Source organism: Janthinobacterium sp. HH106 (assembly GCF_001758725.1).
Classification (GTDB): Bacteria; Pseudomonadota; Gammaproteobacteria; order Burkholderiales; family Burkholderiaceae_D; genus Janthinobacterium.
In genome coordinates, this window is the sequence record NZ_LRIC01000002.1 from 138,167 (window position 1) to 160,146 (window position 21,980).

Below are 21,980 nucleotides of genomic sequence, written 5' to 3' on the forward strand. Positions count from 1 at the left end.
CGGAATGCTACGCGGGCTTGACGCATCGCCATTTCCCGCTGTTGCTTGCCGCCATGCGTATGGGGCGCGCCTGTCGTGCGTGGAAATGATTTCAAAATAACAAGCGTTCTGCCGCCTTGATGTTATTATAATTGTAACATCACTATTCCTCAGTGTTCTGCGGGACTGGTGTCTTTTCTGGTTCACATTGCAAAAGGAGTAGATATGCGTCAGTCCCATGTCGCGCTGTTGTTATCGGTTTGCATAGGCGGCGCACACGCTGCGCCCGCGATCCTGGCATTCGATGCCGATCACCTGAAGGTGGTTGAGGGCCAGCCGGTGCGCCTGCACTGGGAGGTGAGCGGGGCAGCCACGGTCACGCTCAATGGCGTGCCGGTCAGCGGCAACAGCCAGATTGTCAGGTATGCGGCCGGCGATGCCTCCACCTTACGCCATACCTTGACGGCCAGCACTCCCGGCGGGGTGGAAACCGCCACACGTACCATCGAACTGTCTCCCGGGATAGTGCTGGACAAGGACTATATTCCCGAAGCGTACGCGACCGGCTGCAAACCCGTGCAGGAGCCCGATTTTGTCCTCAGCCATGAGTATGCGCGCATCGAGCCGCGCGACTGCGCCTCGGTGAAGGTGCGCAACCCCGTGTTTGTCTGGCCGGAGATTTATAACGCCACGCAGATGGTCTTGACGCTCAATTTCCCTAGCGGAAAGAGTCCATTGCAGATAACCACGACGCGTACCTCGCTGATCCTGCCGGAACTGTTGAGTGAAACCGGGCTGTACACGTGGCAGGTGCAGTATCGCCTGCCGAACGGCCAGAGCAGGTCCGGCGCGGTCCGGCGCTTTCATTTCGACGGCAATGCCGTCGACAACCTGCCCGATCTGCCCACCGCCGCCGAAGTCATCGCCAGGATAGGACCGCGTTTGCATCCGCGCTTGATTCCGCTGGCGGCCGATGGCCAGGTCATGCAAGCGTCGGCCATCCACGCCGCCGTGCAGGCCAGCCCCCTGGCGGCATCCTACAAAACGTACCTGGCCGAGGCGGAGCAGGTATTGGCCAATACGAAGTACGCCATGCCCGCGGAGCCCATCGGCCTGAAACCGGAAGTTATCGCCGACGCAGCGTTCAGGGCTGCCCAGGGGATAGAGCGGTTGTCCGTGGCGGCGCTGCTCAAGGGCGACCAGCGGTATCACGCACAGGCCATCGCCCGCCTGCTGCAGCTGGCCAGCTGGGCGCCCGACGGCGCTACCGGCGAATGCCAGCAGGACCAGGCCAACAGGCAGATCATGCTCACCCTGGCCCAGGGGCTGGACATGTTTTACAACAACATGAACACGGCGGACCGCTATGTGCTGATCAATGTGATCAACCAACGGCTCAACCCGCTGATGTACAAGATGGAGGCGAGTTTGCGCGCCAATCCGTATGACTCCCATGTGCTGGCCGCGGCCTATTATGCGGTGCAAACCCTGATGCTGTCGGCCGGTGCCGTCGGCCAGGGACCGGCCGGCGACGTGACGTTTGAACAGGGTGCCGAATATGACAAGTCCTGCAATGCAAAAGGCAAGCCGCTGGCGCCGGTTGACCGTTTTACCACTGCCTGGGAAACGCTGATCACGAGTTCGGGCACGTGGGGTGGCGGCACGGACAGCGCGTTCGGCAATGGTGTCAGTTACGCGTGGAACACGCTCAATGCCTATGCGCCGGCCTTGGCCTCGTATCTGTTGATGGCCAACGTGGATCTCAGCCGTATCCCCGCGCTGCGGCAGTTCGGCGATAATTTCCATGCGCAGACGGTGCGGAACCGCTGGAGCAAGGTGCGCGGCACGTTCGGCGACGGCAGCAACCTGACGGGGGATTATGAATCCTATGCCTGGAACTCCTACCGCCTGTTTGCCCAGGTATCGCAGAATCCTGTCGATGAATGGTATTACCGGGACAATATTGAGCAGACACAGTCCTTTGCCTTGCCTTTCCATCATTATTTTCTGACGGCAATCAGACCGCCCGTTGAGCCCGCCGTGCTGCCCATCTTGAAACGCACGTATCTGTTCGAGGATGCGGGCGTGGTCGCCATGCATTCCAATACGGCCTATCCGCAGCGTTCCAGCCTGTTCTTCCGTTCCAGCCGTCTTGGCGCCATCAACCACAGCCATGCGGACAACAATGCGTTTACCTTTGTGTCAAAAGGCAAGAGTATTTTCATTTCGGGCGGCATCTATGATGAATTTGGCAGTTTGCCGGAGCAGAAGATAAGGCGCGCCACGCGCTACAAGAATGCGCTGACGTTCGACGCGGGAGAGGGATATGAGGACGCCGGCATAGGCCAGGCCGAGCCGGCGGCAAGCCCCGTTGCGCCGGGGGCGCCGCTGTTTTATATGCAGCCACATGGCAGGCTGATCAATTTTCATGCGGCCGAGACGAGCGACTGGTCGGTCGCCACCGGGGATGCCACGGACGCCTACCGCAGCCGCGACATAAAAACGTCAGTCTGGAACCCCTTGCTGCAAGGCGCGGTGCGCACGGTCGCCTATAACCCGAAGGCGGGCGTGGCCCTGATCTACGATTGGGCGCAAAGTGCGACCAAGCGCCGCTGGCAGATGAATTATCAGACGCTGGTGGCGCCGGTGGACATCGGCGCGCGGGAATTCCGGGTCGATGCGGGCGATGGCGTCAGCGTCTGCGTCAGTTATCACGGCTATGACGGAACGTTTTCGGCGCCGGAAAAGATGTCCAAGGTAGCCCAGGATACGCAACTGGCATGGCCGGCAGGGGAACCTGAGCAATATCATACGGCGTACAAGACGAATATACGCAGCAATTCCATGGCCAGCCTGATCGTCCTGAAGGAAGACTGCGATGCTGTTTCCGTGACGGCCGAGTATTTGTCGCCGACCAAGCTGCTCGTCAAGGTCGATACGAGCTGGTTCCTTTTCGATAAAAAAGCTGTGCAGCTATCGGAATAGGGAGGGCTTGGCAAGGCGCCGTGCCGGCCAGTTGCGGTCAGGTGAATGATGGCTTTGATTCTATTTGATATTTCCAGTATTATGGAATCATTGCATCCACTCACCGGCCTTGGCGCGATTGCGCGCCTTGCTGCCCTCTCCGGAACCTTGCCGTATGCTCACCGCCTTCCTGATCTTTCTCGCCACCTTAACCCTCGTCATCTGGCAGCCGCGCGGCCTGGGCATCGGCTGGAGCGCCGTCATCGGCGCCGGCGCGGCGCTGCTGGCCGGCGTGATCCACTGGGGCGACATCCCCGTCGTCTGGCATATCGTGTGGAACGCCACCGGCACGTTTATTGCCGTCATCATCATCAGCCTGCTGCTGGACGCGGCCGGCTTCTTCGAGTGGGCGGCGCTGCACGTGGCGCGCTGGGGCGGCGGCAGCGGGCGCAAGTTGTTTACCTTGCTGGTCTTGCTGGGCGCCCTGGTGTCCGCCGTGTTCGCCAACGACGGCGCCGCGCTGATATTGACGCCCATCGTCATCGCCATGCTGCGGGCATTGAAGTTTTCCGCCAGGGCCACCCTGGCCTACGTGATGGCGGCCGGTTTCATCGCCGACACGGCCAGCCTGCCGCTGGTGGTGTCGAATCTGGTCAATATCGTCTCGGCCGACTATTTCAAGATCGGCTTTGCCGAGTACGCGTCCGTGATGGTGCCCGTCAACGTCGTCGCCGTGGGCGCCACCCTGGCGGCCTTGCTGATCTTTTTCCGCCAGGATATCCCGTGCGACTATGACGTGGCGCAGCTGAAGCGCCCGGGCGCCGCCATCCGCGACTTGCCCACCTTCCGCGCCGGCTGGCTGGTGCTGGCGCTGCTGCTGGTAGGATTTTTTTCGCAAGAAGCCCTGGGCGTGCCCATCAGCCTGATCGCCGCCGTGGGCGCCGCGTTGTTGCTGGGCGTGGCGGGCAAGGGCCATGTGATTTCCACGCGCCATGTGCTGCGCCATGCGCCATGGCAAATCGTCGTCTTTTCGCTGGGCATGTATCTGGTCGTGTACGGCTTGCGCAATGCGGGCTTGACGGCTTACCTGACGGGACTGCTGAACCACTGTGCCCAGTACGGCGTGTGGGGCGCGGCCATGGGCACGGGCGTATTGACGGCCTTGTTGTCGTCCGTGATGAACAACCTGCCGACGGTGCTGGTGGGCGCGCTGGCCATCGACCCGACGACGGCGCAGGGCGCCGTGCGCGAGGCGATGATTTACGCCAACGTCATCGGCAGCGACCTTGGCCCGAAGATCACGCCCATCGGCAGCCTGGCTACCTTGCTGTGGCTGCATGTGCTCGACAGCAAGAATATCCACATTTCCTGGGGATATTACTTCCGCGTCGGCATCGTGCTGACCGTGCCCGTGCTGCTGGCGACCCTGGCGGCGCTGGCGCTGCGCCTGTCCTGAGTTCCGTGTATGGTGGTGGCTGACAGCAACTTTAACGGGAAAGCCATGAAATTATTGCTTGTGGGCGCCACCGGCCTCGTGGGCCGCGAAGTGCTGCGCCTGGCGCTCAGTGACGCGCGCGTCAGCCAGATCGTCGCCCCCGTGCGCAATCCCTTGCCCGCGCATCCCAAACTCGATGCGCCGCTCGTCGATTTCGACCGCTTGCCGCCCGGCGCGCCGTGGTGGCAGATGGATGCCGTCATCTGCACCCTGGGCACGACCATGAAGGTGGCCGGTACGCGGCAGGCGTTCCGGCGCGTGGACCACGACTATCCGCTGGCCGTGGCGCGCCTGGCGCTGGCGGCCGGCACGCGCGCGTACGCGCTCAATTCCGCGGCCGGCGCCAATCCCGGCTCGCGCATCTTCTACAACCGCGTCAAGGGCGAACTGGAACGCGACCTGGAGCAGCTGGGCTTCATGTCGCTCACCTGCGTGCGGCCCGGGCTGATCGGCGGCGAGCGCGCCGTGGCGCGCACGGGCGAGGGCGCCGCCTTGCGCCTGCTGCGCGTGCTGGGCCCCGTGCTGCCGCGCCGCTGGCGCATCAATCCCGCGCCGCACATCGCCGGCGCCCTGCTGGAAGCGGCGCTGGCCGCCGCGCCGGGCGTGCATGTCGTCGGTTCGGAACAGCTGGCCTGAACGCGCAGCCCGTATAATCGGCGTTCATGTTCTTTTGAGTACGCAAAATGCAAACAGTACGTCCTTACCGCGCCGGCGACCGCGACGCCTGCCTGGCTCTTTTCGACGGCAATACGCCGCGCTTTTTCGACCCGTCCGAGCGCGCGGCCTTCGTCGCCTGGCTGGAAGCATCAACGCAGCCGTATCTGGTCATCGAACGTGAGGTCGAGGGAACAACGCGCATCGTCGCCTGCGGCGGCCATGCCATCGAGGCGGGCGGCACGGTCGCCAGCCTGTGCTGGGGCATGGTGGCGCAGGACGTGCACGGCCAGGGACTGGGCCGCGCGCTGACGCAGGCGCGCCTGGACGCCATCCGCGCCGCGCCGCAAGTGGCCGGGGTGAGCATGAACACCAGCCAGCACACGCAGGGCTTTTATGCGCGCTTCGGCTTCGTGCCGGTCAAGGTGACGTCCGATGGCTTCGGACCCGGCATCGACCAGTGGGACATGATGTTGCAACTGCCGGCGTAGCCATTGCAGACAGCCATGGCGTCAAGTGGTGCTCAGATATTGATTGAAATGCCAACCTTCATCGCCTACCATCGTTGGATGTTTCAACTAGGAAAGATTCCCATGCAACCTACGTTCTTGTCCGATTTTGCACCGCACAGCTTCGCCAGACACGGAGGCCACCATGGCGGATGACCGCCACCCGACGGCGCCGCTCGTCATCGTCGCCAGCAACGGCACCGGCGGCGACATGCAACCGTTTATCGCGCTGGCGCAGGGCTTGCGGCAACGGGGGCGGCGCGTGCTGCTGCTGGTGCCGGGCTGGCAGGAAGCGGCTGCGCAGGCGTCAAGGCTGTCGTATCGCACCTTCGGCACGCAGGAAGAGGGGCAGGCCATGCTGGGCGACCCGGGCCTGTGGGATGAGCGCAAGGGCTGGGGCGTCGTGTGGCGCGGCCTCGTGCCGTACCTGGGCGCCGTGCGCGACGTCGTGCAAGGCTTGCCGGACGGTGAAGAGTGCGTGGTGCTGTGCCATCCCTTCCTCGTGCCGATGGCCGCCCTGGCACGCTCGGTACGCCCGGACCTGCGCATCGTCGCGGCCTATCTGGCGCCATCGAACCTGTGCAGCAGCCATGATTTCCTGGCGGCCGGCTCGCTGCGCATTCCCGCCTGGGTGCCGCTCGCCTGGCGCCAGGCCCTGTGGCGGATGATCCACCGCGGCATGGTCGACCCGGTGCTGCTGCCTGGCCTGAACGGCGCGCGCGCGCAGCACGGACTGCCGCCCGAAGCGCATTTTTTTGCGCACATGCTGGCCGCGCCCGATGCCTCGCTGGGGCTGTTTCCCGCCTGGTTCGCCGCCCCGCAGGCGGACTGGCCGCCGCATTTCGTGCAAGCCGGTTTCTCCGGCGCCGCCCCGCATGGCGCCGCGGCGCTGCCGCCGGAGCTGGAACGCTTTCTGGGCGAGGGCGAGCCGCCCATCGTCTTTACGCCCGGGACCGGGCACCAGCACGCGCAGCGCTATTTCAGCATCGCCCTGGACGTGTTGCGGCGGCTGGGGCGGCGCGGCTTGTTCCTCACGTCCCATGCGGCGCAGCTGCCGCAGCACTTGCCCCCCAGTGTCATGTGGCAGGCGTACGCGCCGTTCGCGGCCCTGCTGCCGCGCGTGGCGGCCGTGGTGCACCATGGCGGCATCGGCACCAGCGCGGATGCCTTCCGCGCGGGCATCCCGCAACTGATCGTGCCGTTCGCCTACGACCAGTTCGACAACGGCTGGCGGATCAAGCGGCTCGGCGTGGGGGATGTCTTGCTGGCCAGGCGTTTGTCGGCCGGGCGCATGCGGCGCCAGCTGGCGCGTTTGCTGGCCGCGCCCGAGGTTCAATTGGCGTGCGGCGAGGTGGCCCGCCGGATGGGGCAGGGGCCGCAGCCAACGCACTTGCTCGATCAGGTCGAAGCGGCGCTGGCGGCCCGGACTGCTTAGGGCGTGTTGTGCGGAGTATCGTCGAGGGCGATGACGCGGTCGTGCGGGCCGGGCACGCAGCCGTCGGCGACCGGTTCCCAGCCCCGGTGCACCACCACCTGCTTGCCGTCGTGGCAGATTTCCACGCGCTCGCTGGCGGGCAGGCGCTGGCGCGCGAACGCTTCCAGGCTGGCCGGCAGGCTCACTGCCAGCCGCATCGTGCCGATGGCTTCGGGCGGATGGTCGTCCATGTGCACGAGGGGCACGAAGATGGAACCGAGCATCAGCCAGCGGGCGCCCACGTCGACGGGCGCTGGTTGATACGGGGCGGCGCGCAGCCAGTCCTGGGCCCGCGCGCGCAAGTCGCTGCCTGCGGCCAGCTCCCCCCAGGCGGCGGCCAGCATTTCCGCCACCCACTGATTGCAGTTCTGGTATTTCAAATTGAAGGCGTACGCATTGGCGCTGTAGCGGCCCGCCAGCAGCTCTTGCACGCGCACGGGGTCGAGCAGGGCGCGGCGCAGGGGCGGCACGGTTTCGGCCGGCAGTTTCACGAGCGCGATGTAGCCGAGCGCAGGATTGGCCGTGCCCATGGCGAAACCGGCCGTGCCCTGGTCGAAGATGCGCGGACGGCCTTCATCGCAGGCGTAGTACAGCTGGCGCGCGGACCAGCCGCTGTCGTTGTCGTGGCGCCAGGCCAGCGCCGCGTGCGAATAGCGGATGCCGAAGCGGGCCAGGTCCAGGCCGGAGCGGCTGATCAGGGCCACGCTGCCTTCGCTGGCGGCCAGTTCCTCGCGCACGACGGCGGCAAAGCGCAGCAGCCGGTCCTGTTCCGTGGCCGTGAGTTCCTGCGCGCGGTCGCAAAAGCGCGACGAGGCCAGCGAGGTGCCTGCCTGGGCGGCGCCAGCGCTGAAGATGGCGCAAACGCCCAGCAGCAGTGCCGGGCGGTGCGGGAGAAAACGAATCAAAGGCTGACGGGACGCGTGGCCAGTTCGCCGTACCAGTCGTCGGCCAGCACGAGGAAGAAGGCGGCGCGCGTGTCGTTGCGCGAGAATTCGATGCCGTAGGCGCGGTTTTGCGCATGCACCAGGTCGCCTTGCGCCAGCTGCTGTTTGTCGAGCGCCGCCTGCGGCAAGTCCAGCACCAGCGGCGTGGCCGTGGCCTCGGCCTGCATGGTCAAACGCGTCATGCCGTCGCGGCCCGGCACGGCGGCCACGTCGATGATGCGGTAGGGGCCATTGGCCACCTTGTTGTCGCGCGAGGAACTGTTGCTCGAACCGTTGAGCGAATCGGATATGCTGCCGCTCGACTGGGAGCCGGCGCTGGAGGCCGAGGAAACGAAACTGTCGGCGTTGGCGTTGCACGCCATGGTCAGAGCTGCGGCCAGGCCGAGCATGCGTAGGGAGGTAGTCAAGGCAGTTTTCCAGTGCGCGTCAATGAAAGCGGGCCGGGTCCGTCCGGGCCTGCGCCATCATAGCAGATCGGCCGTCAGCTGAGCAGCACCTTGATCAGGGCCTTCGCTTCGGCCGACGGCTGCGTGCGCAGCGCCTGCAGCACGGGGTCGTGCTCCAGGTAGGCCTGCAGCGGCGCGCTGATGGTGACGTAGGCCTGCGGCAGCGGCGAAGGCACGGGCGCCAGCGCCTTGGCCAGCAGCAGGGTGTCGCGCAAGCCTTCGGGCGGCAACATGATGGTCGAGCCGGGCAAGGCGTTGACGGCATCGGCCACCGACAGCGGCACGCCCAGCTGGCGCATCAGCGCGCGGCCGATCACTTCCAGCGTGGAGGCCATCTGCGTTTCCAGCTCGGCGTACAGGCCCGGGGTCTTGTCGGCCTGGGCCAGCAAATAAAAACCGGCTACTTCATGCACGATACCGGCGAACAGCGCCGTATCGGCATCCGTCTGCGTGACGGCGCCTGCCAGCGCATGCGCCAGCGCCGCCACATGCACGGTATGCGCCCACAGCTGGGTGGCGCGGGCGCGCAAGGCGTCGTCGCGGATGCCCGCGTTCAGCTGGCGGATGACGGCCGCCGTCGCCAGCGCATACAGGTTGCGGTGGCCCAGCCGCTCGACGGCGGCGCGCACGCTGGTGATGGCGGGCGTGTGGCCGGACGCGAACATGGCCGAATTGGCCAGCGCCACGGCGCGCGCCGACAAGGTGGGTTCGCACAGCAGCAGCCGGCTGATGTCGGCCGAGTGGCAATCCGGGTTGGCCAGTTCCTTTTGCAGGAGCAGGGCCGTGTTGATACTGGTGGGAAAGGCCAGGGTTTCCGTTTCGGCGCTGGCCAAAAGTTGCGCAAGGCTGCTGAGCGTGTTGACGTGCATGGATAAGAGGGAGCGAGAAGTAGCAATGTCCCCATATTATCAGGCAATCCGGCTGGCATGGCGTTCGCATGCCCAACCGGCCATGCCCGCCATCGGGAGCTGCGTTCCAGCGCCTTATGGCAGCAGCAAGGAGTGCTGGCTGGCCGTATGGAAATCGCGCCACACGCGGTTGATGGTGCTGTCTTCGCGGGCCGCGTACAGGCCGCAGTACGGATACAGGCCGTCGACTGCCGCGCGGCACGCGGCGACCAGGGCCAGCGCACGCTCTTGCACGGCCTGCATGGCGTCCGCATCGAGCGTTGCGCCGGCGGCCACCGTTGCCCAGCTGTCATCGAGCACGGCATAAAAGCGCGCGCGGGCGGCGATGAATGCGTCTTGCTTGTCTTGCAACATGGATAATACTTCCGGCACCTCCAGCAGCGGCAGGCCGGCGCGCGCGTGGCGGCGGTGGCGCATGCATTCTTCGGCCAATTCCATGAAATGCGCGGTCATGCCGGCCACGTTGGCGGCCAGGGTCACGTAGGCGAGCGAATAAAACGGGTAGCGGTACAGGGGGCCATCGGCCGTCGCGGCTGCGGGACTGATGGTAAAACCGTGTTCCTTTCCGAGCCACTGGCCGTCGATGCGGTAGCTGTGCGAGGCGCTGGCGCGCATGCCGATGCTGTTCCACGAGGGCACCAGCCGCACCAGCGCGGCGGGCACGAGGAAGGCGCGGATGCGCGGCTGGCCTTGTTCGTCGAGCAGGGGCTGGCCAGCGCGCCGCAGCCGGGCGTTCAGGGTGAAGTGGGTGGCCATGGGCGCGCCGCTGGCGTAGTCCCAGCTGCCCGTGATGCGGTAGCCGTCGCCTTCTTCCTCCGCGTCCCCGGTGGCCGCGCCGCTGCCGCCCAGGCAGGCGCGCGGCGTGCCGATGATGGCGCGCGCCATGTCGGGCGCCAGAAAGCCCGCGAACCAGCCGGCGCCCGCGCACAGGGTCAGCACCCAGCCCATGCTGCCATCGACGGCGGCCACGGCTTCTTCCAGGCGCACCACGTGTGGCAGGGGCAGTTCGGCGCCGCCCGCGCTGCGCGGCGCCAGCATCGTCAGCCAGCCGCGCCGGTGCAGCAGCGCCTGCTGGGCCGGATGCAGGAAGCGGGCGGCATCGGCCGCCTGGGCGTGGCGCGCGATGCGCCGGGCGTCGCGCTCGGAAAGGGCAGCAAGGGTAGCGAAGGCAGCGTGCGGCATGGGCAAAGTCCGGCAATGGCGAAGGCGGGCATTTTCGCACAGAGCCGGGCGTGCCGCGACACGGCCGTTCAAGCGGCCTTGGCCAATCCTTCCGCATCCCAGGCAGCCTTGACGCTGTCGCGCTGGGACACTCGGCCCAGGAAGGCTTGCAGATTTGCCAGCGCGGACAAGTCCACGCCCACGTTCGGCGCCCAGCCCGTGATGACGAACAGGTAGGCGTCGGCTACCGTGAACGTGTCGCCGGTCAGATAGGACCGGCCTTCCAGGCGGCTGTCCACCCACTTGAATTTTTTGCCCAATTGCTCGATGAACAAGGCCTTGGTGGCGGCATCGAAGCGGGGATCGAACAGGGGACTGAACGATTTGTGCAGCTCGGACGTGATGTAGTTCTGCCATTCCAGCACCTGGTAGCGGGCCAGGCTGCCCACGGGCGGCAGCAGGTCCTGCCTGCCGGCCTGTTCGGCGATGTACTGGGCGATGACGGGGCCTTCGCTCAAGGTCGTCCCATCGTCGAGCGCCAGCAGCGGCACCTGGCCTTTCGGGTTGAGTTCATAGTAATTGCCGCCTTCCTGCGTGCGGTGCTGGCCCAGGTCGACCTTGGCCAGGGTGAATGGCATGCCCGTTTCGCGCAAAATAATGTGCGGTGCTTGCGAGCAGGCGCCCGGCGAGTAAAAGAGTTTCATGGCGATCCTATCCTCGAACAGGTTGGGAAGACGCCACTATAGTCCTGCGGGAGCCGCCGGTAAATGCGTGTTCGTGCGGTGGCTGGTCACGCCCGGCGAACGATTGCGCTGGCTCAAAGCCCGGGATAGCGCAAGGGGGCAAGCAGCAAGAAAAACGCGTGCGCCATGCTGCTGGTGCGGATGGCTCACGCGCGCCCGCCGAGGCTGCCTCCGCCATCCACTGCCAAGACTTGGCCTGTCACGTAACTGGCTTGCTCCGATAGCAGGAAGCCGGCGGCGGCAGCGACTTCATCCGGCTGTCCCAGCCGCCGCATCGGTATCGTGGCAAGCACCTGGCGTTCCATTTCGCTGCCGACGGGGCGCGTCTTGCGGAACAGTGCCGTTTCCACGGGGCCTGGGGCGATCGCATTGACCGTCACGCCGTGCTGGGCCAACTCCAGCGCCCAGGTTCTCGTGCAGCCGACCAGGGCGCTTTTGGCGGCGGAATAGGCGGTGCGGTCCACGCTGCCGTAGACTGCGCGGCTGCAGATATTCACGATGCGGCCATAGCGGCGCTGCTTCATCGCATCCACGAACTGCTGTGTCACCTGGATGGCGGCGCGCACGTTCAGGTCGAACACGCTCTGCAAGGTGGCAAAGTCGATTTGACCCAGCGGCTGGGGTGAGGCAATGCCCGCATTGTTGACGATGCCATCGATATCAAACTGTTTTTCCAGCGCCTTGAGAACCTGCGCCGTCTGCGCCAGATCGGCCAGATCGCAGGCCACCAAGGTGCCCGGAAAGTCGACGCCCGCAACGTGCCGCGCGATGCCGATCACCCGATGGCCTTGCTGATGCAGCAGGGTGCAGATGGCATGGCCGATGCCGCGTGTCGCGCCGGTGACGAGGAAAGTACGAGATGTCATGGGGAGGAGGTCCTTTGGCCTGGAAATGCCCGCCTGCGAAGGCTACACTTTTTTGCAAAGTCACGTCGCCGCAGCGGCTGACCATTCGCGCAGCAATTGCCCGAACGCTTCGGCGGCCGCCGTGGCGCCGGCGTGGCCCAGCTTGCGCTCGCGCAAGGCTTTGGCGCCGTGATGCTGTACGGCGGCGTGGCCGCCTGCCTGTTCGCCGTGGCCAGCTAGCTGGTGTTTGGCGCCGGACGGGAAGGTGCGTCAAGGGCGGGGAGGCTATAATCGGGGCATGTTGGCAAGTCTTGCTCAACGTCATTACGAGGCCGCCCATGCATAAACTGATTTCCGAACTCACCCGCCTGTACCTGTTCGAGGAACAGCAGCACTACGTCGATGCGCAGGGCGGCGTCCAGCCTTTGACGCCGGCCGTGCTGGCACGCCACCTGTCGGGCGAGCAGACGGTGGCCGTGCAACTCGTGACCGAGAGCGGCCTGACGCGCGCGCTGGTGCTGGAGTTTGGCGGCAAGGGCGGCGGCGAGGCGCACTGGAGCGCGCTGTGCATGATCGCCAATGCCGTGCAGCACGAGCTGGACTTGCCGGCGCCCGCCGTCAGCATCTCGGGCACGGCGTTCCAGTTATGGCTGTCTCTGGCCATGCCCGTGCCCGTTGCCCAGGCGCGCCAGTTCGTGCAGCTGCTGCGTTCCACCTTTTTGCCTGCTTCGACCGACATCCTCGCCGCAGCGCCGCCAGACTACGTGACGCAGGCGGCGCTGCCGCCATGCCTGCAGCCATCGGGCAAGTGGGCCGCCTTCATCCACCCCAGCATGGGCGCCGCCTTCGTCGACGAGCCGGGCCTGGACATGCCGCCGCCGCCCGCCGCCCAGCTGGGTTTCCTGGAAAGCTTGCGCAGCATCACTCCGGCACAATTCGCGCAGGCGCTGGCGAAGCTGCAGGGACATGCGGGGCTGGCTGATGCCGTGCCCGCTCTCGCGCCCGTCGCCGCGCCATTACCGGCGGTAAAGCCCGTTACGCAGCCAGGCTTGCTGCTGCAGGACGCCACACTGGAGGACATCGTGCGCTGGCTGCATGCGCGTAACATCGAGCCGACGTTCCGGCACAGGTTGCCGTAGCGGCTTAGACACCCAGGAGGCAATATGACAGTCAAGCGCATGGACAACGTCGGCATCGTCGTGGAAGACATCGATGCCGCCATTGCGTTCTTCACCGAACTTGGTCTCGTTCTCGAAGGGCGCGCCCCAATTGAAGGCGACTGGGCCGATGGCGTCACCGGTCTGCGCGGCATGCGCGTGGAGATTGCCATGATGCGTACGCCGGACGGTCACAGCCGTCTCGAGTTATCCCGTTTCCTCGCGCCGGCCGTGGTCGCCGATCACCGCGACGCCCCAGTGAACGCTCTCGGTTACCTGCGTGTCATGTTTACCGTCGAGGATATCGACGATACGCTCGTCCGGCTCGTCCAACGCGGCGCGAAGCTGGTCGGCGAAGTCGTCCGGTACGAGCACATGTATCGGCTCTGCTACATCCGTGGTCCCGAAGGCATCCTCATCGGACTTGCCGAACAGCTCCCGCAGCAGACGTCCTGAGGGAAGCCGCCGGAAGTAGAAAGCCAAAGGCTCGCCGTCCAATCGCTTGCTGAGGCAGGCCTGCGCGAAACGCCGCGGCGGGAAATTGCTGCCGCATCGCCGCATATCGGCCGGCGCCTTTCTGTCATCAGGGCATGGTCATGTCCAGACCGACCATGCTGACGACGAAGAAGGTGACGATCCCGAGTGCCAGGAGCAATAGCGCGAAGATGGCGACCACCTTGCCGCTCGCGCGCAGCACCGCGCGATTCTGCTTCGCCTTGTCCTTATCCTTCTTGCCTTGATCGTAATGCCACTTGATGGCGAAGAACATGCCCGTGGCGAGCACGAGTGCCTTGAATGTCACGAAGACTATAGGGGTCCAATCGATCATTTTGCGTATTTCCAGTCTATTACTTGATTACTTGACACTATCTGTCGTGAGGCGCACTGCCTCAAATTGCTGCTTCAGCAGCTTCTTTTCCAACTTTTTCTTCCACTATCCCCCCAGGCATCCTGTTTGACTCTTTCATTATAGCCAGCTCTGAAATAACGACGGTATCGAGCGCAGCGATGTGCCGCATGCGGATGAGTGAGGAAAAAACGTCTGCGACTGCCATGCAAGGATGGTGTTGATGCACGTTATGAGGCATACTACCTTAAAACAATCTCCATACATTGAGACAAAATGTCCCAGTTAAAAACCATACAAGATGAAAATTTGACGAGCTGGTTGCCGCGATTGGCCGGGAACAAGGGGCCCCGTTTTTTGCAAATTGCGGATGCCTTGCAGGTGGCGGTGGCAGACGGCTCGCTGACAGCGGGCGACCGTCTGCCGACGCAGCGCCAGTTGGCGGCACAGCTGGGCGTCGACCTGACGACGATCACGCGCGCCTACGACGAAGCCAGACGCCGCAACTTGCTGGAGGGGCGCGGCGCGCGCGGCACGTATGTCGCGGCGCCGAAAGTCGAATTGACCGCTATCCTCGACCTGAGCATGAATACGCCGCCACCGCCGGAGGGCGTGGACTTCGACGACATGTTGCGACAAGGCTTGTCTCAAGTACTGATGCGCGCCGATAATGAGTTGCTGATGACCTATCACTTGGGCGGGGGAAGCGACTCCGACCGCAAGGCCGGAGCCAGATGGCTGGAACCGATGTTCGGACCTCTGGATTCAAGGCAGGTGGTTGTCTGTCCCGGTGCGCAAGCGGCGATCGCCGCATTGATCCTTGCGCTGACGGAGCCTGGCGATGTGATCCTGGCGGAGCCGACGAGTTATCCGGGCTTGCGTGCCGCAGCGGCCCAGTTCGGCCGGCACGTCATCGCGGTGGGCGCGGACAAGCACGGGATGCTGCCTGAGCTGCTTGAGGAAGCGTGCCGCCAGCACCAGCCCGCGCTGGTCTACCTCAATCCGACATTGCAGAACCCGACCGCCATCACCATGCCGGAACGCCGGCGCAGGGAGCTGGCCGGCATTGCGCAGCGCTGCAATGTACGCATCGTCGAGGACGATCCCTACTGGCTTCTTGCCGATGCGCCGCCGCCGCCCGTTGCCGCGTTTGCCCCGGCACAGGTGCTCTACATCTCGACGCTGTCGAAATGCCTGACGCCCGGCTTGCGTGTCGCCTTCGTGCTGATACGCGACCCGGCGGAGCGCGAGCGTTTCCTGGTCGCGCTAAGATCATTTGCGCTGATGGTCGCTCCTCTGACGGCGGCCCTGGCCACGCAGTGGATACTCGACGGCTCGGCTGACAGATTGATGGGAGGCGTACGCAAGGAGGCGCGCCTGCGCCACCGGATGGCGCGCGATGTGCTGGCGGGACGCTACAGCGGCGCCGGAGACGGTCTGCATGTATGGCTCGAGTTGCCCGCGTATTGGAACTCCTCGCAGCTTGCGCTCGCAGCCGCCAGCTACGGCATCGCCGTCACGCCGGCGGAGGCGTTCGCAACGGGCAGCGCATCGGTGAACGCCATTCGCATCTCTTTGGGCAGCATCAAGGACCGTGGACGCTTGCAGGCCGGTCTTCAGCGGCTGTCTCACCTGCTTGCGCGGCGGCCCGAGTCATTCAGCGCTGCCGTGGTGTGACTGGCCGGGATGCGCCTCCGTATTGCCAGAAGCATCCCGGCATCAGGCCGCCATTTCCCTTGCCAGTGCCGACACCAGTTCCTCCGCCCCCATTTCCCGCGCCAGCGGCGCGCCCTGGCCGGCCCATTGCGCGGCGAAGTCGCTGTCGCCGTGCCGGCTGGCCAAGGCGTTCAATTGTTTGGCGGCATCGTAGGCGACGGGATAGTCGGCGGGCGGCGGGCTGCCCGGCGCTTCGCCATGCTCGATCAGCCGGTTCACCATGCCGCGCGCCAGTCGGCCCGAGAGCACGCTGGTCAACCGCGTGCTTGCCGCCCGCGCGCTTTGCAGGTTGGCGCGGTAGCCCGCGTTGGCCGACGATTCCGGGCACAGCACGAACGCCGTGCCCAGCTGGGCCGCTGCGGCGCCCAGGTCCAGCGCGGCGCGGACGCCTTGTCCATCCATGATGCCGCCGGCCGCGATCAGGGGCAGGGTGGTGCGGCCGGCCAGCAGGCGCAGCAGCACGCTGGTGCTGTGGCGCTCGTCCGGCGCTTGCGGGTCGAAGACGCCCCGGTGTCCGCCCGCTTCCACGCCTTGCGCCACGATGGCGTCGACGCCCGCCTGTTCGATCAGCGCCGCCTCGCGCAGATTGGTGGCCGTGGCCATCGTGTAGACGCCGGCCTGGCGCAGGGCGGCGATCTGCTGCCGCGCCGGCAAGCCGAAATGGAAGCTGACGACGGCGGGGCGCAGCTCCAGCAGCAGGGCGAACGCTGCCTCATTGCCGAGAAAGGTTTGATATATCTCGTCGAGTCCCGTAGGCACGGCCGCGCCCAGTTCCGCGAACAGGGGCGCCAGATGGGCCAGCCAGGCCGATTCGCGCCGCGCATCCCTGACCGCCGGCGCATGGCAGAACACATTCACGTTGAAGGGGCGGTCCGTCAGCGCGCGCGTGTCGGCCATCATCTGGTGCGCCTGCGCCACGGTGCCGGCGCCGATGGCCAGCGAACCGAGGCCGCCCGCGTTCGAGACGGCGGCCGCCATGCGCGGCGTGGAGACGCCCGCCATCGGCGCCTGGATGATGGGGTGCTGCAAGCCGAGACGGTCGAGGAAGCGCTGGGACGTGCTCATGATGTTTCCTTGATGAAGTTGACAATGCTTGAGGATGTTGCGCAATATTCTTATTTGAAGAATATAATAGCATGATAATTCTTGAATTGAGAACATGATGGACATGGAATCCCTGACGATTTTTTGCGCCGTGGCCAGTGAACTGAGCGTCACCCAGGCCGCAGCCAGGCTGGGCCGCGCGCCGTCCAGCGTCACCACGCGCATCCAGCAGCTGGAAGCCGATATGGGCGCGGAATTGTTCGTGCGCGCCAATAAACGCATGGCCCTGACGGCGGCGGGCGAGCGCTTTCTCGAGTATGCGCAGCGTTTGCTGGCGCTGGCGGAAGAAGCGCGGCATGTCGTCACGGGCGGGCGCGAGGGCGGCACCCTGCGCGTGGGCAGCATGGAAAGCACGGCGGCCAGCCGCTTGCCGGCGCTGCTGGCCGCGTATCACGCCCGCCATCCGGACACGCGCCTGGCGCTGAGCACGGGGCCGTCGCGCCCCCTGATCGAGCAAGTGCGCACGGGTTTGCTCGACTGCGCTTTCGTCGCCTTGCCGCCAGCGTTCGGCGGCGCCGCCGCGCTGGAAGAGCTGGGGCTGGCATCGACCGCCGTGTGGCGCGAGGAACTGTGTCTGTTGCTGCCGGCCAGCGAAGGGCAGGCGCGCCGTGCCGCGGACGTGCGCACGCGCTCGCTGGCGGCCTTTCCGCAGGGCTGCACCTACCGCGGCATCGCCGAAGAGCTGCTGGGCGTGGCAGGTTCGACCGATTGGCGCGTGCAGGAGCTGAGTTCGTATCACACCATGATCGCCTGCGTGGCGGCCGGCGCCTGCGTGACCGTGCTGCCGGCCAGCGTGCTGGCGCTGTCCGATGCGCCGGCCACCTTGACAACGCTGTCCGCCGGGCAAGCCGACACGGTGCTCGTGTGGAGAGTCGGATTCGGCGTGCCCGCCTTTCAGCATTTGCTGGCGCTGCTCGGCGAGGCGGCGCCGTGAGCGGGGCGGCCAGGCTGCGTTCGGCCATCGCCGCGGCGGTCATTCTCGCCATCGGCATGGGCTTTGGCCGCTTCGCCTTCACGGCCATCTATCCGCAGATGGTCGAGGAAGGCGTCTTGAGCTTGCGCGAAGGCAGCCTGGCCGCCTCGGCCAACTATGCCGGTTACCTGCTGGGCGCCATCCTGGCCATGCGCGCGCGGGCCCACGACGCGCACCGGCTGTGCCTGTGGTCGGCGGCCGGCACGGCGCTGTGCCTGGGCGTGCTGGCGGTGCCGATGCCCGTCTGGCTCATCGTGGCGGTGCGGGGCGTGGCGGGCGTCTTCAGCGCCCTGGCCATGGTGGCCGCTTCCTTGTGGCTGCTGGAACAGCGCCGGCATGGCCGCGGCGCGCCGCTGCTGTACGCGGGCGTGGGCGTCGGCATCGCCGTCTCGGCCGAATTGCTGGTGCTGGCCTCGCAGCTGGGCTGGCACAGCGCGGGCATGTGGCTGCTGCTGGCCGGCGTCGCCGCGCTGGCGGGGCTGGCGGCCGCGCCCGCGATTGCCGCTGGCGGACTGGCGACGCTGGACGCGCCAGCGCAAAGGGCAGCTCCGGCGCTGGCGTCCGTGGCGCCGTGGCCGCTGGTGCTGATCTACGGCTTGGCGGGACTCGGCTACATCGTCACGGCCACGTATTTGCCCGTGCTGGTCGGCGCGGCCTTGCCCGGCTTGAATTCCGCCCACGTGTGGGCCGTGTTCGGCCTCGGGGCGGCGCCCTCGTGCTTCCTGTGGCACCGGCTGCACGAGGGCCTGGGCACGCGCCAGGCGCTCAGGCTGAACCTGCTGCTGCAGGCGCTGGGCGTGGCTTTGCCCGTGCTGGCGCCCTCGGCCGCCGGCTACCTGCTCAGCGCCATCCTCGTCGGCGGCACGTTCGTCGGCACGGTGACCATCGCCATGCCGGCCGCGCAGCGGGCAGCCGTCAAGGCGGGCACCAACATGATGGCAGGCATGACGGTGGTGTATGGCGTGGGTCAGATCATCGGCCCCATGCTGGCTGGCAGCCTGTATGCGCAGTCGCACAGTTTCAACAGTTCGCTGCTGGCGGCCGCCGGCGCGCTGCTGCTGGCCATCATCGTGAGCTTGCGGCTATAAAGTTCAAAGACCGAAGGCGCGGCGCATGAAAGCGTGCCGCAGCGCGTTGACCCTGGCGGAATCGCGCGTGAAGTACAGCTTATTGGTCAGCAGCACCGCATAGCGGCCGCGCTGCGGGCTGATCCACAGGGCCGTGCCGGTGAAACCCTGGTGGCACCAGATGTCGTCCTGCGGCCCGCTGCCTGCCGCCGGGTGCCAGAACAGGCCGCGCGACGGGCTCAAGGAACCCGTTTGCACGGTCAGCGAATCACGCACCCAGCCGGCGTCGAACACCTCGCCATGGCGCTCCTGCGCCAGCATCGCCTGCAGGAAGCGTTGCAGGTCCGGCACATTCGAAAACAGCCCGGAAATGCCGCATACGCCGCCCAGCAGCCGCGTCGAAAAATCATGCGTCACGCCGGCAAGATGGGCGCCCGCCTGCTCGCAATACTCGGTCGGCGCGACCAGCTTGCCATGCGCAGCCGGCAGCGGGCCAAAGCGCGTGGCGGCCATGCCCAGCGGCCGCAGCACATGCTCTTCCAGGGCCTGGTCCAGCGGCATGCCCAGCAGCCGCTCGATGACCAGGCCGAGGATCAGGGCCGCGCGGTCCGTGTAGTCGACCGCCTGGCCTGGTATGCCTTCCAGCGGTTCGCGCAGCACGCCGCGCACGATATCGTCGTACACCTCGCCATAGCTGGCCCGCAGGCGGGCGCGCAGCGGCAGGCCGGCCGTATGCGTGAGCAGCTGGAAAATCGTGACGGGCGCCAGCGCATAGCCGTGCGTGCCGGGCAGCACGTCGGCCAGGCGGGTGTCCAGGCCCAGGCGTTCCTGCTTCAGCAGCCGGCCCGTCAGCGACCAGACGCTGATGATCTTGGTCAGCGACGCGATGTCGAACAGAGTGTCGACCTGCATCGCGGCACTGGCGGGATCGGGCGTGAGCCGCCCGGCCGCGCCCGCCATGGCGTCGTCGACGGTGCCCACGGCCCAGGCCGCACCCGGGAAAATGTGCTCGCGTACGCCGGCCTCCGCCAGCGCTGCCAGCTGGTCCGTATGGTTGCTTATCTGCATATTGATTGGGTTGTGTTTATCTGCTTGTCGTCTGCCGCTGCCACTCCCAGCCAGCGCGCCACCGATTGCGCCAGCCATTCGCCCTCATCGAGCGGCAAGTCGTGGCCGGCGTCGCCGTGGATCAAACAGTCGGCTTGCCAGGCGCGCGCCAGGCGCTGCGAGCAGCGGTGGTCGACCAATTGATCTTGCGCGCCGGCCATCACCAGCACGGGCATAGCCGGACGGCTGGCGGGGGCGCGGTAGCGGGCGGCCGACAGCAGCTGGCGCAGCGCATTGCACCGGTTGACCGGATATTCCTGCTGGTAACTGAGCCATTCGGCCAGCAGCGCCGGATTGCCATGGGCGTGCCTGCGGCTCGTCAGGCGCAAGATCAGCGCTTCCTGGCTGCGTGCATCGCCGGCCAGCAACTGGCGCAGCAGGGCGCCGTAGTTTTGCCAGCGCAGGCGCCGGTAAAACGGGCTGTAGGGCCGCATGCTCGTGTTGACGAGCACGCAGCGTGCGATTTCCTGCGGATAGCGGCTTGCCCATTCGACGGCCACCATGCCGCCCAGGGACAGGGCCAGCAAGTGGTATGGCGCGGGGATGCCGCGCGCCAGCAAGTGCTGGCGGAAGTCTTCCACCATGACGGCCACGCGGGTGGCGCTGTCTTCGTCGTGGCGCGTGCCGTTGCCGGGCAGGTCGGGCGTGACGATGCGGGCGCCGGGCAGGGCGCGCGCCAGGGTGGCGGGGAAGCTGCCCCAGTGGCGCTGTTCGCGCATCAGGCCGCGCAATAAAATCCAGGTGGGCGTCGTCATGATTCGTACCATTGCGCCAGGGCGCGCCGGCGCTGCGCCTTGCGCAGCAAGCCTTCCGGCATCCAGCGGCCGTGGCTGCTGGCGGCGCGCATGAGGAAATCGAACCACACCAGGTGCCGCCGCAGCACGCGCTGCAAGCGGTGCGCGGCCGTGGGGTTGAAGATGCTGACCCGGTTGAACAGCTGGCGCGGATTTTTCTTGACCCACAGCCACGAGCCCATTTCCAGGGTCAGGGGCAGGAACACGCGGCCCGTGTAGCTGGTGCCGTTCAGGTACAGATAGTCCCACAGGTCGCCATGCGTGCGGTATTGCCGGCTTTGCGGCTCGAACACATAGTTGTGGTTGGGGTAGCTCTGGCTGAACAGCTCTTCCAGCGCGCCGATCTCGGCCAGGTGTTCGATCGGCACCTTGGTGTGGGCGTGCGGAAACCAGATGCGGTCGCGCAAGCCGAAGCCGGAATGGCAATCGAGGGCGATGCTGAACTGGCGCGACAGCAGTTCGCGTTCGACGAGGTCGCACACGGCCTGGCTTTCCCGCTCCATCGGCCCTCCGGCCGCGCCCCGGTACCAGGGCAGGCGGGGGCTGTAGCGCTGGCCGCCCAGCATGAACGGCACATTTTCGCGCGCACTCAATGGCGCGTTGCGCATCAGGTCCACGCCGCGCGGATTGCTGCGCGTCGCTTGCCACATGCCGCCCGGATTGACCAGCGGCATGAACACGAGGCGCATGGTTTCCAGTTGCTGGTGCAAGGTGGCGTCCCAGCGCAGGCGCGCGACCAGGCTTTCCAGGAACGAGAGCAGCACTTGCGTGCCGATGCGTTCGAGGCCGTGGATGCCGCCGAAAAAGCCCAGCACGGGCACGTCGGGGCTGGGATTGCCCATGGCGATCGAATACACGGGAAATGCGCGTCCATCGATGGCGATGCTGCAGGGCGCGGCCACTTCCAGGTGACTGCCGCCCTCGTCGATGAGGCGCTTCAGCATGACCAGCTCGGGCAGATTCTTTTCGATCATCAGGCGTCTGAAAGGGAAAGTAGCAGCCAGTGTAGCCGAAATCATTGCCGCGTCCGACGTCCCGCATGGCGAAATTTATTGGTGATAAGCATGTCACGAAGCCGTCATGTTTGCTGTGT

23 protein-coding genes are annotated in these 21,980 nt (G+C 66.1%); 11 read left to right on the forward strand and 12 right to left on the reverse strand.

From position 1 onward, the window contains the following. The first annotated feature begins 168 nt into the window (after positions 1 to 168). From JAB8_RS01335 to JAB8_RS01355, 5 genes are all read left to right on the forward strand, one after another. Entirely contained in the window at positions 169 to 2,964 is a 2,796-nt protein-coding gene (locus JAB8_RS01335; RefSeq protein ID WP_139142892.1) for a DUF4962 domain-containing protein, read from the forward strand. A gap of 154 nt (positions 2,965 to 3,118) precedes the next feature. Continuing rightward, positions 3,119 to 4,399, forward strand: a complete 1,281-nt coding sequence (locus JAB8_RS01340) for an arsenic transporter (protein WP_070288085.1) — start codon at positions 3,119 to 3,121, stop codon at positions 4,397 to 4,399. A gap of 45 nt (positions 4,400 to 4,444) precedes the next feature. Further along, positions 4,445 to 5,074 carry an NAD-dependent dehydratase gene (locus tag JAB8_RS01345; protein WP_070288513.1) on the forward strand — a complete coding sequence of 210 codons (630 nt, stop codon included), beginning with the start codon at positions 4,445 to 4,447 and terminating at the stop codon, positions 5,072 to 5,074. A 47-nt stretch (positions 5,075 to 5,121) separates the two neighbouring features. Continuing rightward, entirely contained in the window at positions 5,122 to 5,583 is a 462-nt protein-coding gene (locus tag JAB8_RS01350; RefSeq protein ID WP_070224317.1) for a GNAT family N-acetyltransferase, read from the forward strand. A gap of 163 nt (positions 5,584 to 5,746) precedes the next feature. Next, entirely contained in the window at positions 5,747 to 7,036 is a 1,290-nt protein-coding gene (locus JAB8_RS01355) for a nucleotide disphospho-sugar-binding domain-containing protein (protein ID WP_070288514.1), read from the forward strand. Here JAB8_RS01355 and JAB8_RS01360 read toward each other — a convergent pair. From JAB8_RS01360 to JAB8_RS01385, 6 genes are all read right to left on the reverse strand, one after another. Continuing rightward, a complete protein-coding gene (locus tag JAB8_RS01360; protein ID WP_254679414.1) occupies positions 7,033 to 7,980 on the reverse strand; it encodes a DUF2145 domain-containing protein in 948 nt (315 codons plus the stop codon). The genes JAB8_RS01355 and JAB8_RS01360 overlap by 4 nt on opposite strands. Next, entirely contained in the window at positions 7,977 to 8,408 is a 432-nt protein-coding gene (locus tag JAB8_RS01365; protein ID WP_070288088.1) for a hypothetical protein, read from the reverse strand. The genes JAB8_RS01360 and JAB8_RS01365 overlap by 4 nt, the downstream gene beginning before the upstream one ends. A gap of 92 nt (positions 8,409 to 8,500) precedes the next feature. Further along, on the reverse strand, positions 8,501 to 9,298 hold the full coding sequence (locus tag JAB8_RS01370) for an HDOD domain-containing protein (RefSeq protein ID WP_254679415.1): 798 nt from the start codon (positions 9,296 to 9,298) through the stop codon (positions 8,501 to 8,503). A 150-nt stretch (positions 9,299 to 9,448) separates the two neighbouring features. Then, positions 9,449 to 10,555: an acyl-CoA dehydrogenase gene (locus JAB8_RS01375; RefSeq protein WP_070288093.1), complete on the reverse strand. Its 1,107-nt coding sequence runs from the start codon at positions 10,553 to 10,555 to the stop codon at positions 9,449 to 9,451. 68 nt (positions 10,556 to 10,623) lie between these two features. Beyond that, positions 10,624 to 11,238, reverse strand: coding sequence for a glutathione transferase GstA (gene gstA / locus JAB8_RS01380; RefSeq protein WP_070288094.1), 615 nt, complete (start codon positions 11,236 to 11,238; stop codon positions 10,624 to 10,626). Between the two features lie 185 nt (positions 11,239 to 11,423). Beyond that, positions 11,424 to 12,143 carry an SDR family oxidoreductase gene (locus JAB8_RS01385; protein ID WP_070288097.1) on the reverse strand — a complete coding sequence of 240 codons (720 nt, stop codon included), beginning with the start codon at positions 12,141 to 12,143 and terminating at the stop codon, positions 11,424 to 11,426. A gap of 96 nt (positions 12,144 to 12,239) precedes the next feature. Between JAB8_RS01385 and JAB8_RS30090 the strand changes: the two genes are divergently transcribed. From JAB8_RS30090 to JAB8_RS01395, 3 genes are all read left to right on the forward strand, one after another. Beyond that, positions 12,240 to 12,362 carry a hypothetical protein gene (locus JAB8_RS30090; RefSeq protein WP_275528092.1) on the forward strand — a complete coding sequence of 41 codons (123 nt, stop codon included), beginning with the start codon at positions 12,240 to 12,242 and terminating at the stop codon, positions 12,360 to 12,362. Between the two features lie 98 nt (positions 12,363 to 12,460). Then, a complete protein-coding gene (locus JAB8_RS01390) occupies positions 12,461 to 13,261 on the forward strand; it encodes a hypothetical protein (protein ID WP_070288100.1) in 801 nt (266 codons plus the stop codon). 24 nt (positions 13,262 to 13,285) lie between these two features. Next, positions 13,286 to 13,735, forward strand: coding sequence for a VOC family protein (locus JAB8_RS01395; RefSeq protein ID WP_070288103.1), 450 nt, complete (start codon positions 13,286 to 13,288; stop codon positions 13,733 to 13,735). Between the two features lie 127 nt (positions 13,736 to 13,862). On the opposite strand, the gene JAB8_RS01400 is transcribed toward JAB8_RS01395, so the two are convergent. Next, positions 13,863 to 14,108 carry a hypothetical protein gene (locus tag JAB8_RS01400; protein ID WP_070224327.1) on the reverse strand — a complete coding sequence of 82 codons (246 nt, stop codon included), beginning with the start codon at positions 14,106 to 14,108 and terminating at the stop codon, positions 13,863 to 13,865. Positions 14,109 to 14,169: 61 nt separating this feature from the next. Then, the gene (locus JAB8_RS29355; protein ID WP_175445139.1) at positions 14,170 to 14,334 is read right to left on the reverse strand and encodes a hypothetical protein; all 165 of its coding nucleotides are present in this window, start codon (positions 14,332 to 14,334) and stop codon (positions 14,170 to 14,172) included. A gap of 68 nt (positions 14,335 to 14,402) precedes the next feature. Here JAB8_RS29355 and JAB8_RS01405 point away from each other — a divergent pair, with 68 nt between their 5' ends. Continuing rightward, complete coding sequence (locus JAB8_RS01405) at positions 14,403 to 15,803, forward strand: PLP-dependent aminotransferase family protein (protein WP_175445140.1); 1,401 nt, start codon at positions 14,403 to 14,405, stop codon at positions 15,801 to 15,803. 42 nt (positions 15,804 to 15,845) lie between these two features. Here JAB8_RS01405 and JAB8_RS01410 read toward each other — a convergent pair whose 3' ends face one another. After that, positions 15,846 to 16,907: a nitronate monooxygenase gene (locus tag JAB8_RS01410; RefSeq protein WP_070288105.1), complete on the reverse strand. Its 1,062-nt coding sequence runs from the start codon at positions 16,905 to 16,907 to the stop codon at positions 15,846 to 15,848. 97 nt (positions 16,908 to 17,004) lie between these two features. Between JAB8_RS01410 and JAB8_RS01415 the strand changes: the two genes are divergently transcribed. Together JAB8_RS01415 and JAB8_RS01420 are read left to right on the forward strand one after the other, a co-directional pair. Further along, positions 17,005 to 17,880: a LysR substrate-binding domain-containing protein gene (locus JAB8_RS01415; protein WP_070288106.1), complete on the forward strand. Its 876-nt coding sequence runs from the start codon at positions 17,005 to 17,007 to the stop codon at positions 17,878 to 17,880. Next, the gene (locus JAB8_RS01420) at positions 17,877 to 19,007 is read left to right on the forward strand and encodes a YbfB/YjiJ family MFS transporter (RefSeq protein WP_070288108.1); all 1,131 of its coding nucleotides are present in this window, start codon (positions 17,877 to 17,879) and stop codon (positions 19,005 to 19,007) included. The genes JAB8_RS01415 and JAB8_RS01420 overlap by 4 nt, the downstream gene beginning before the upstream one ends. A 3-nt stretch (positions 19,008 to 19,010) precedes the next feature. Here JAB8_RS01420 and JAB8_RS01425 read toward each other — a convergent pair whose 3' ends face one another. Genes JAB8_RS01425 through JAB8_RS01435 form a run of 3 tightly spaced genes read right to left on the reverse strand, consistent with a single transcriptional unit; the run spans position 19,011 to position 21,861 of the window. Further along, positions 19,011 to 20,054: a serine hydrolase domain-containing protein gene (locus JAB8_RS01425; RefSeq protein ID WP_217494178.1), complete on the reverse strand. Its 1,044-nt coding sequence runs from the start codon at positions 20,052 to 20,054 to the stop codon at positions 19,011 to 19,013. Beyond that, positions 20,045 to 20,848: an alpha/beta hydrolase gene (locus JAB8_RS01430; RefSeq protein WP_070288112.1), complete on the reverse strand. Its 804-nt coding sequence runs from the start codon at positions 20,846 to 20,848 to the stop codon at positions 20,045 to 20,047. Before JAB8_RS01430 ends, JAB8_RS01425 begins: the two co-directional genes overlap by 10 nt. Then, complete coding sequence (locus tag JAB8_RS01435; RefSeq protein WP_070288115.1) at positions 20,845 to 21,861, reverse strand: M14 family zinc carboxypeptidase; 1,017 nt, start codon at positions 21,859 to 21,861, stop codon at positions 20,845 to 20,847. The genes JAB8_RS01430 and JAB8_RS01435 overlap by 4 nt, the downstream gene beginning before the upstream one ends. Positions 21,862 to 21,980: the final 119 nt, after the last annotated feature.

What these genes read in the sequence shown, in the direction of transcription:
- JAB8_RS01430 (WP_070288112.1), bottom strand. Translation starts at nt 20,848, where the DNA reads ATGACGACGCCCACCTGGATTTTATTGCGCGGCCTGATGCGCGAACAG.
- JAB8_RS01425 (WP_217494178.1), bottom strand. Translation starts at nt 20,054, where the DNA reads ATGCAGATAAGCAACCATACGGACCAGCTGGCAGCGCTGGCGGAGGCC.
- JAB8_RS01435 (WP_070288115.1), bottom strand. Translation starts at nt 21,861, where the DNA reads ATGATCGAAAAGAATCTGCCCGAGCTGGTCATGCTGAAGCGCCTCATC.
- JAB8_RS01385 (WP_070288097.1), bottom strand. Translation starts at nt 12,143, where the DNA reads ATGACATCTCGTACTTTCCTCGTCACCGGCGCGACACGCGGCATCGGC.
- JAB8_RS01415 (WP_070288106.1), top strand. Translation starts at nt 17,005, where the DNA reads ATGGACATGGAATCCCTGACGATTTTTTGCGCCGTGGCCAGTGAACTG.
- JAB8_RS01390 (WP_070288100.1), top strand. Translation starts at nt 12,461, where the DNA reads ATGCATAAACTGATTTCCGAACTCACCCGCCTGTACCTGTTCGAGGAA.
- JAB8_RS01375 (WP_070288093.1), bottom strand. Translation starts at nt 10,555, where the DNA reads ATGCCGCACGCTGCCTTCGCTACCCTTGCTGCCCTTTCCGAGCGCGAC.
- JAB8_RS01410 (WP_070288105.1), bottom strand. Translation starts at nt 16,907, where the DNA reads ATGAGCACGTCCCAGCGCTTCCTCGACCGTCTCGGCTTGCAGCACCCC.
- JAB8_RS29355 (WP_175445139.1), bottom strand. Translation starts at nt 14,334, where the DNA reads ATGGCAGTCGCAGACGTTTTTTCCTCACTCATCCGCATGCGGCACATC.
- JAB8_RS01340 (WP_070288085.1), top strand. Translation starts at nt 3,119, where the DNA reads ATGCTCACCGCCTTCCTGATCTTTCTCGCCACCTTAACCCTCGTCATC.
- JAB8_RS01405 (WP_175445140.1), top strand. Translation starts at nt 14,403, where the DNA reads ATGTCCCAGTTAAAAACCATACAAGATGAAAATTTGACGAGCTGGTTG.
- JAB8_RS01365 (WP_070288088.1), bottom strand. Translation starts at nt 8,408, where the DNA reads ATGCTCGGCCTGGCCGCAGCTCTGACCATGGCGTGCAACGCCAACGCC.
- JAB8_RS01350 (WP_070224317.1), top strand. Translation starts at nt 5,122, where the DNA reads ATGCAAACAGTACGTCCTTACCGCGCCGGCGACCGCGACGCCTGCCTG.
- gstA (WP_070288094.1), bottom strand. Translation starts at nt 11,238, where the DNA reads ATGAAACTCTTTTACTCGCCGGGCGCCTGCTCGCAAGCACCGCACATT.
- JAB8_RS01355 (WP_070288514.1), top strand. Translation starts at nt 5,747, where the DNA reads ATGGCGGATGACCGCCACCCGACGGCGCCGCTCGTCATCGTCGCCAGC.
- JAB8_RS01395 (WP_070288103.1), top strand. Translation starts at nt 13,286, where the DNA reads ATGACAGTCAAGCGCATGGACAACGTCGGCATCGTCGTGGAAGACATC.
- JAB8_RS01400 (WP_070224327.1), bottom strand. Translation starts at nt 14,108, where the DNA reads ATGATCGATTGGACCCCTATAGTCTTCGTGACATTCAAGGCACTCGTG.
- JAB8_RS01345 (WP_070288513.1), top strand. Translation starts at nt 4,445, where the DNA reads ATGAAATTATTGCTTGTGGGCGCCACCGGCCTCGTGGGCCGCGAAGTG.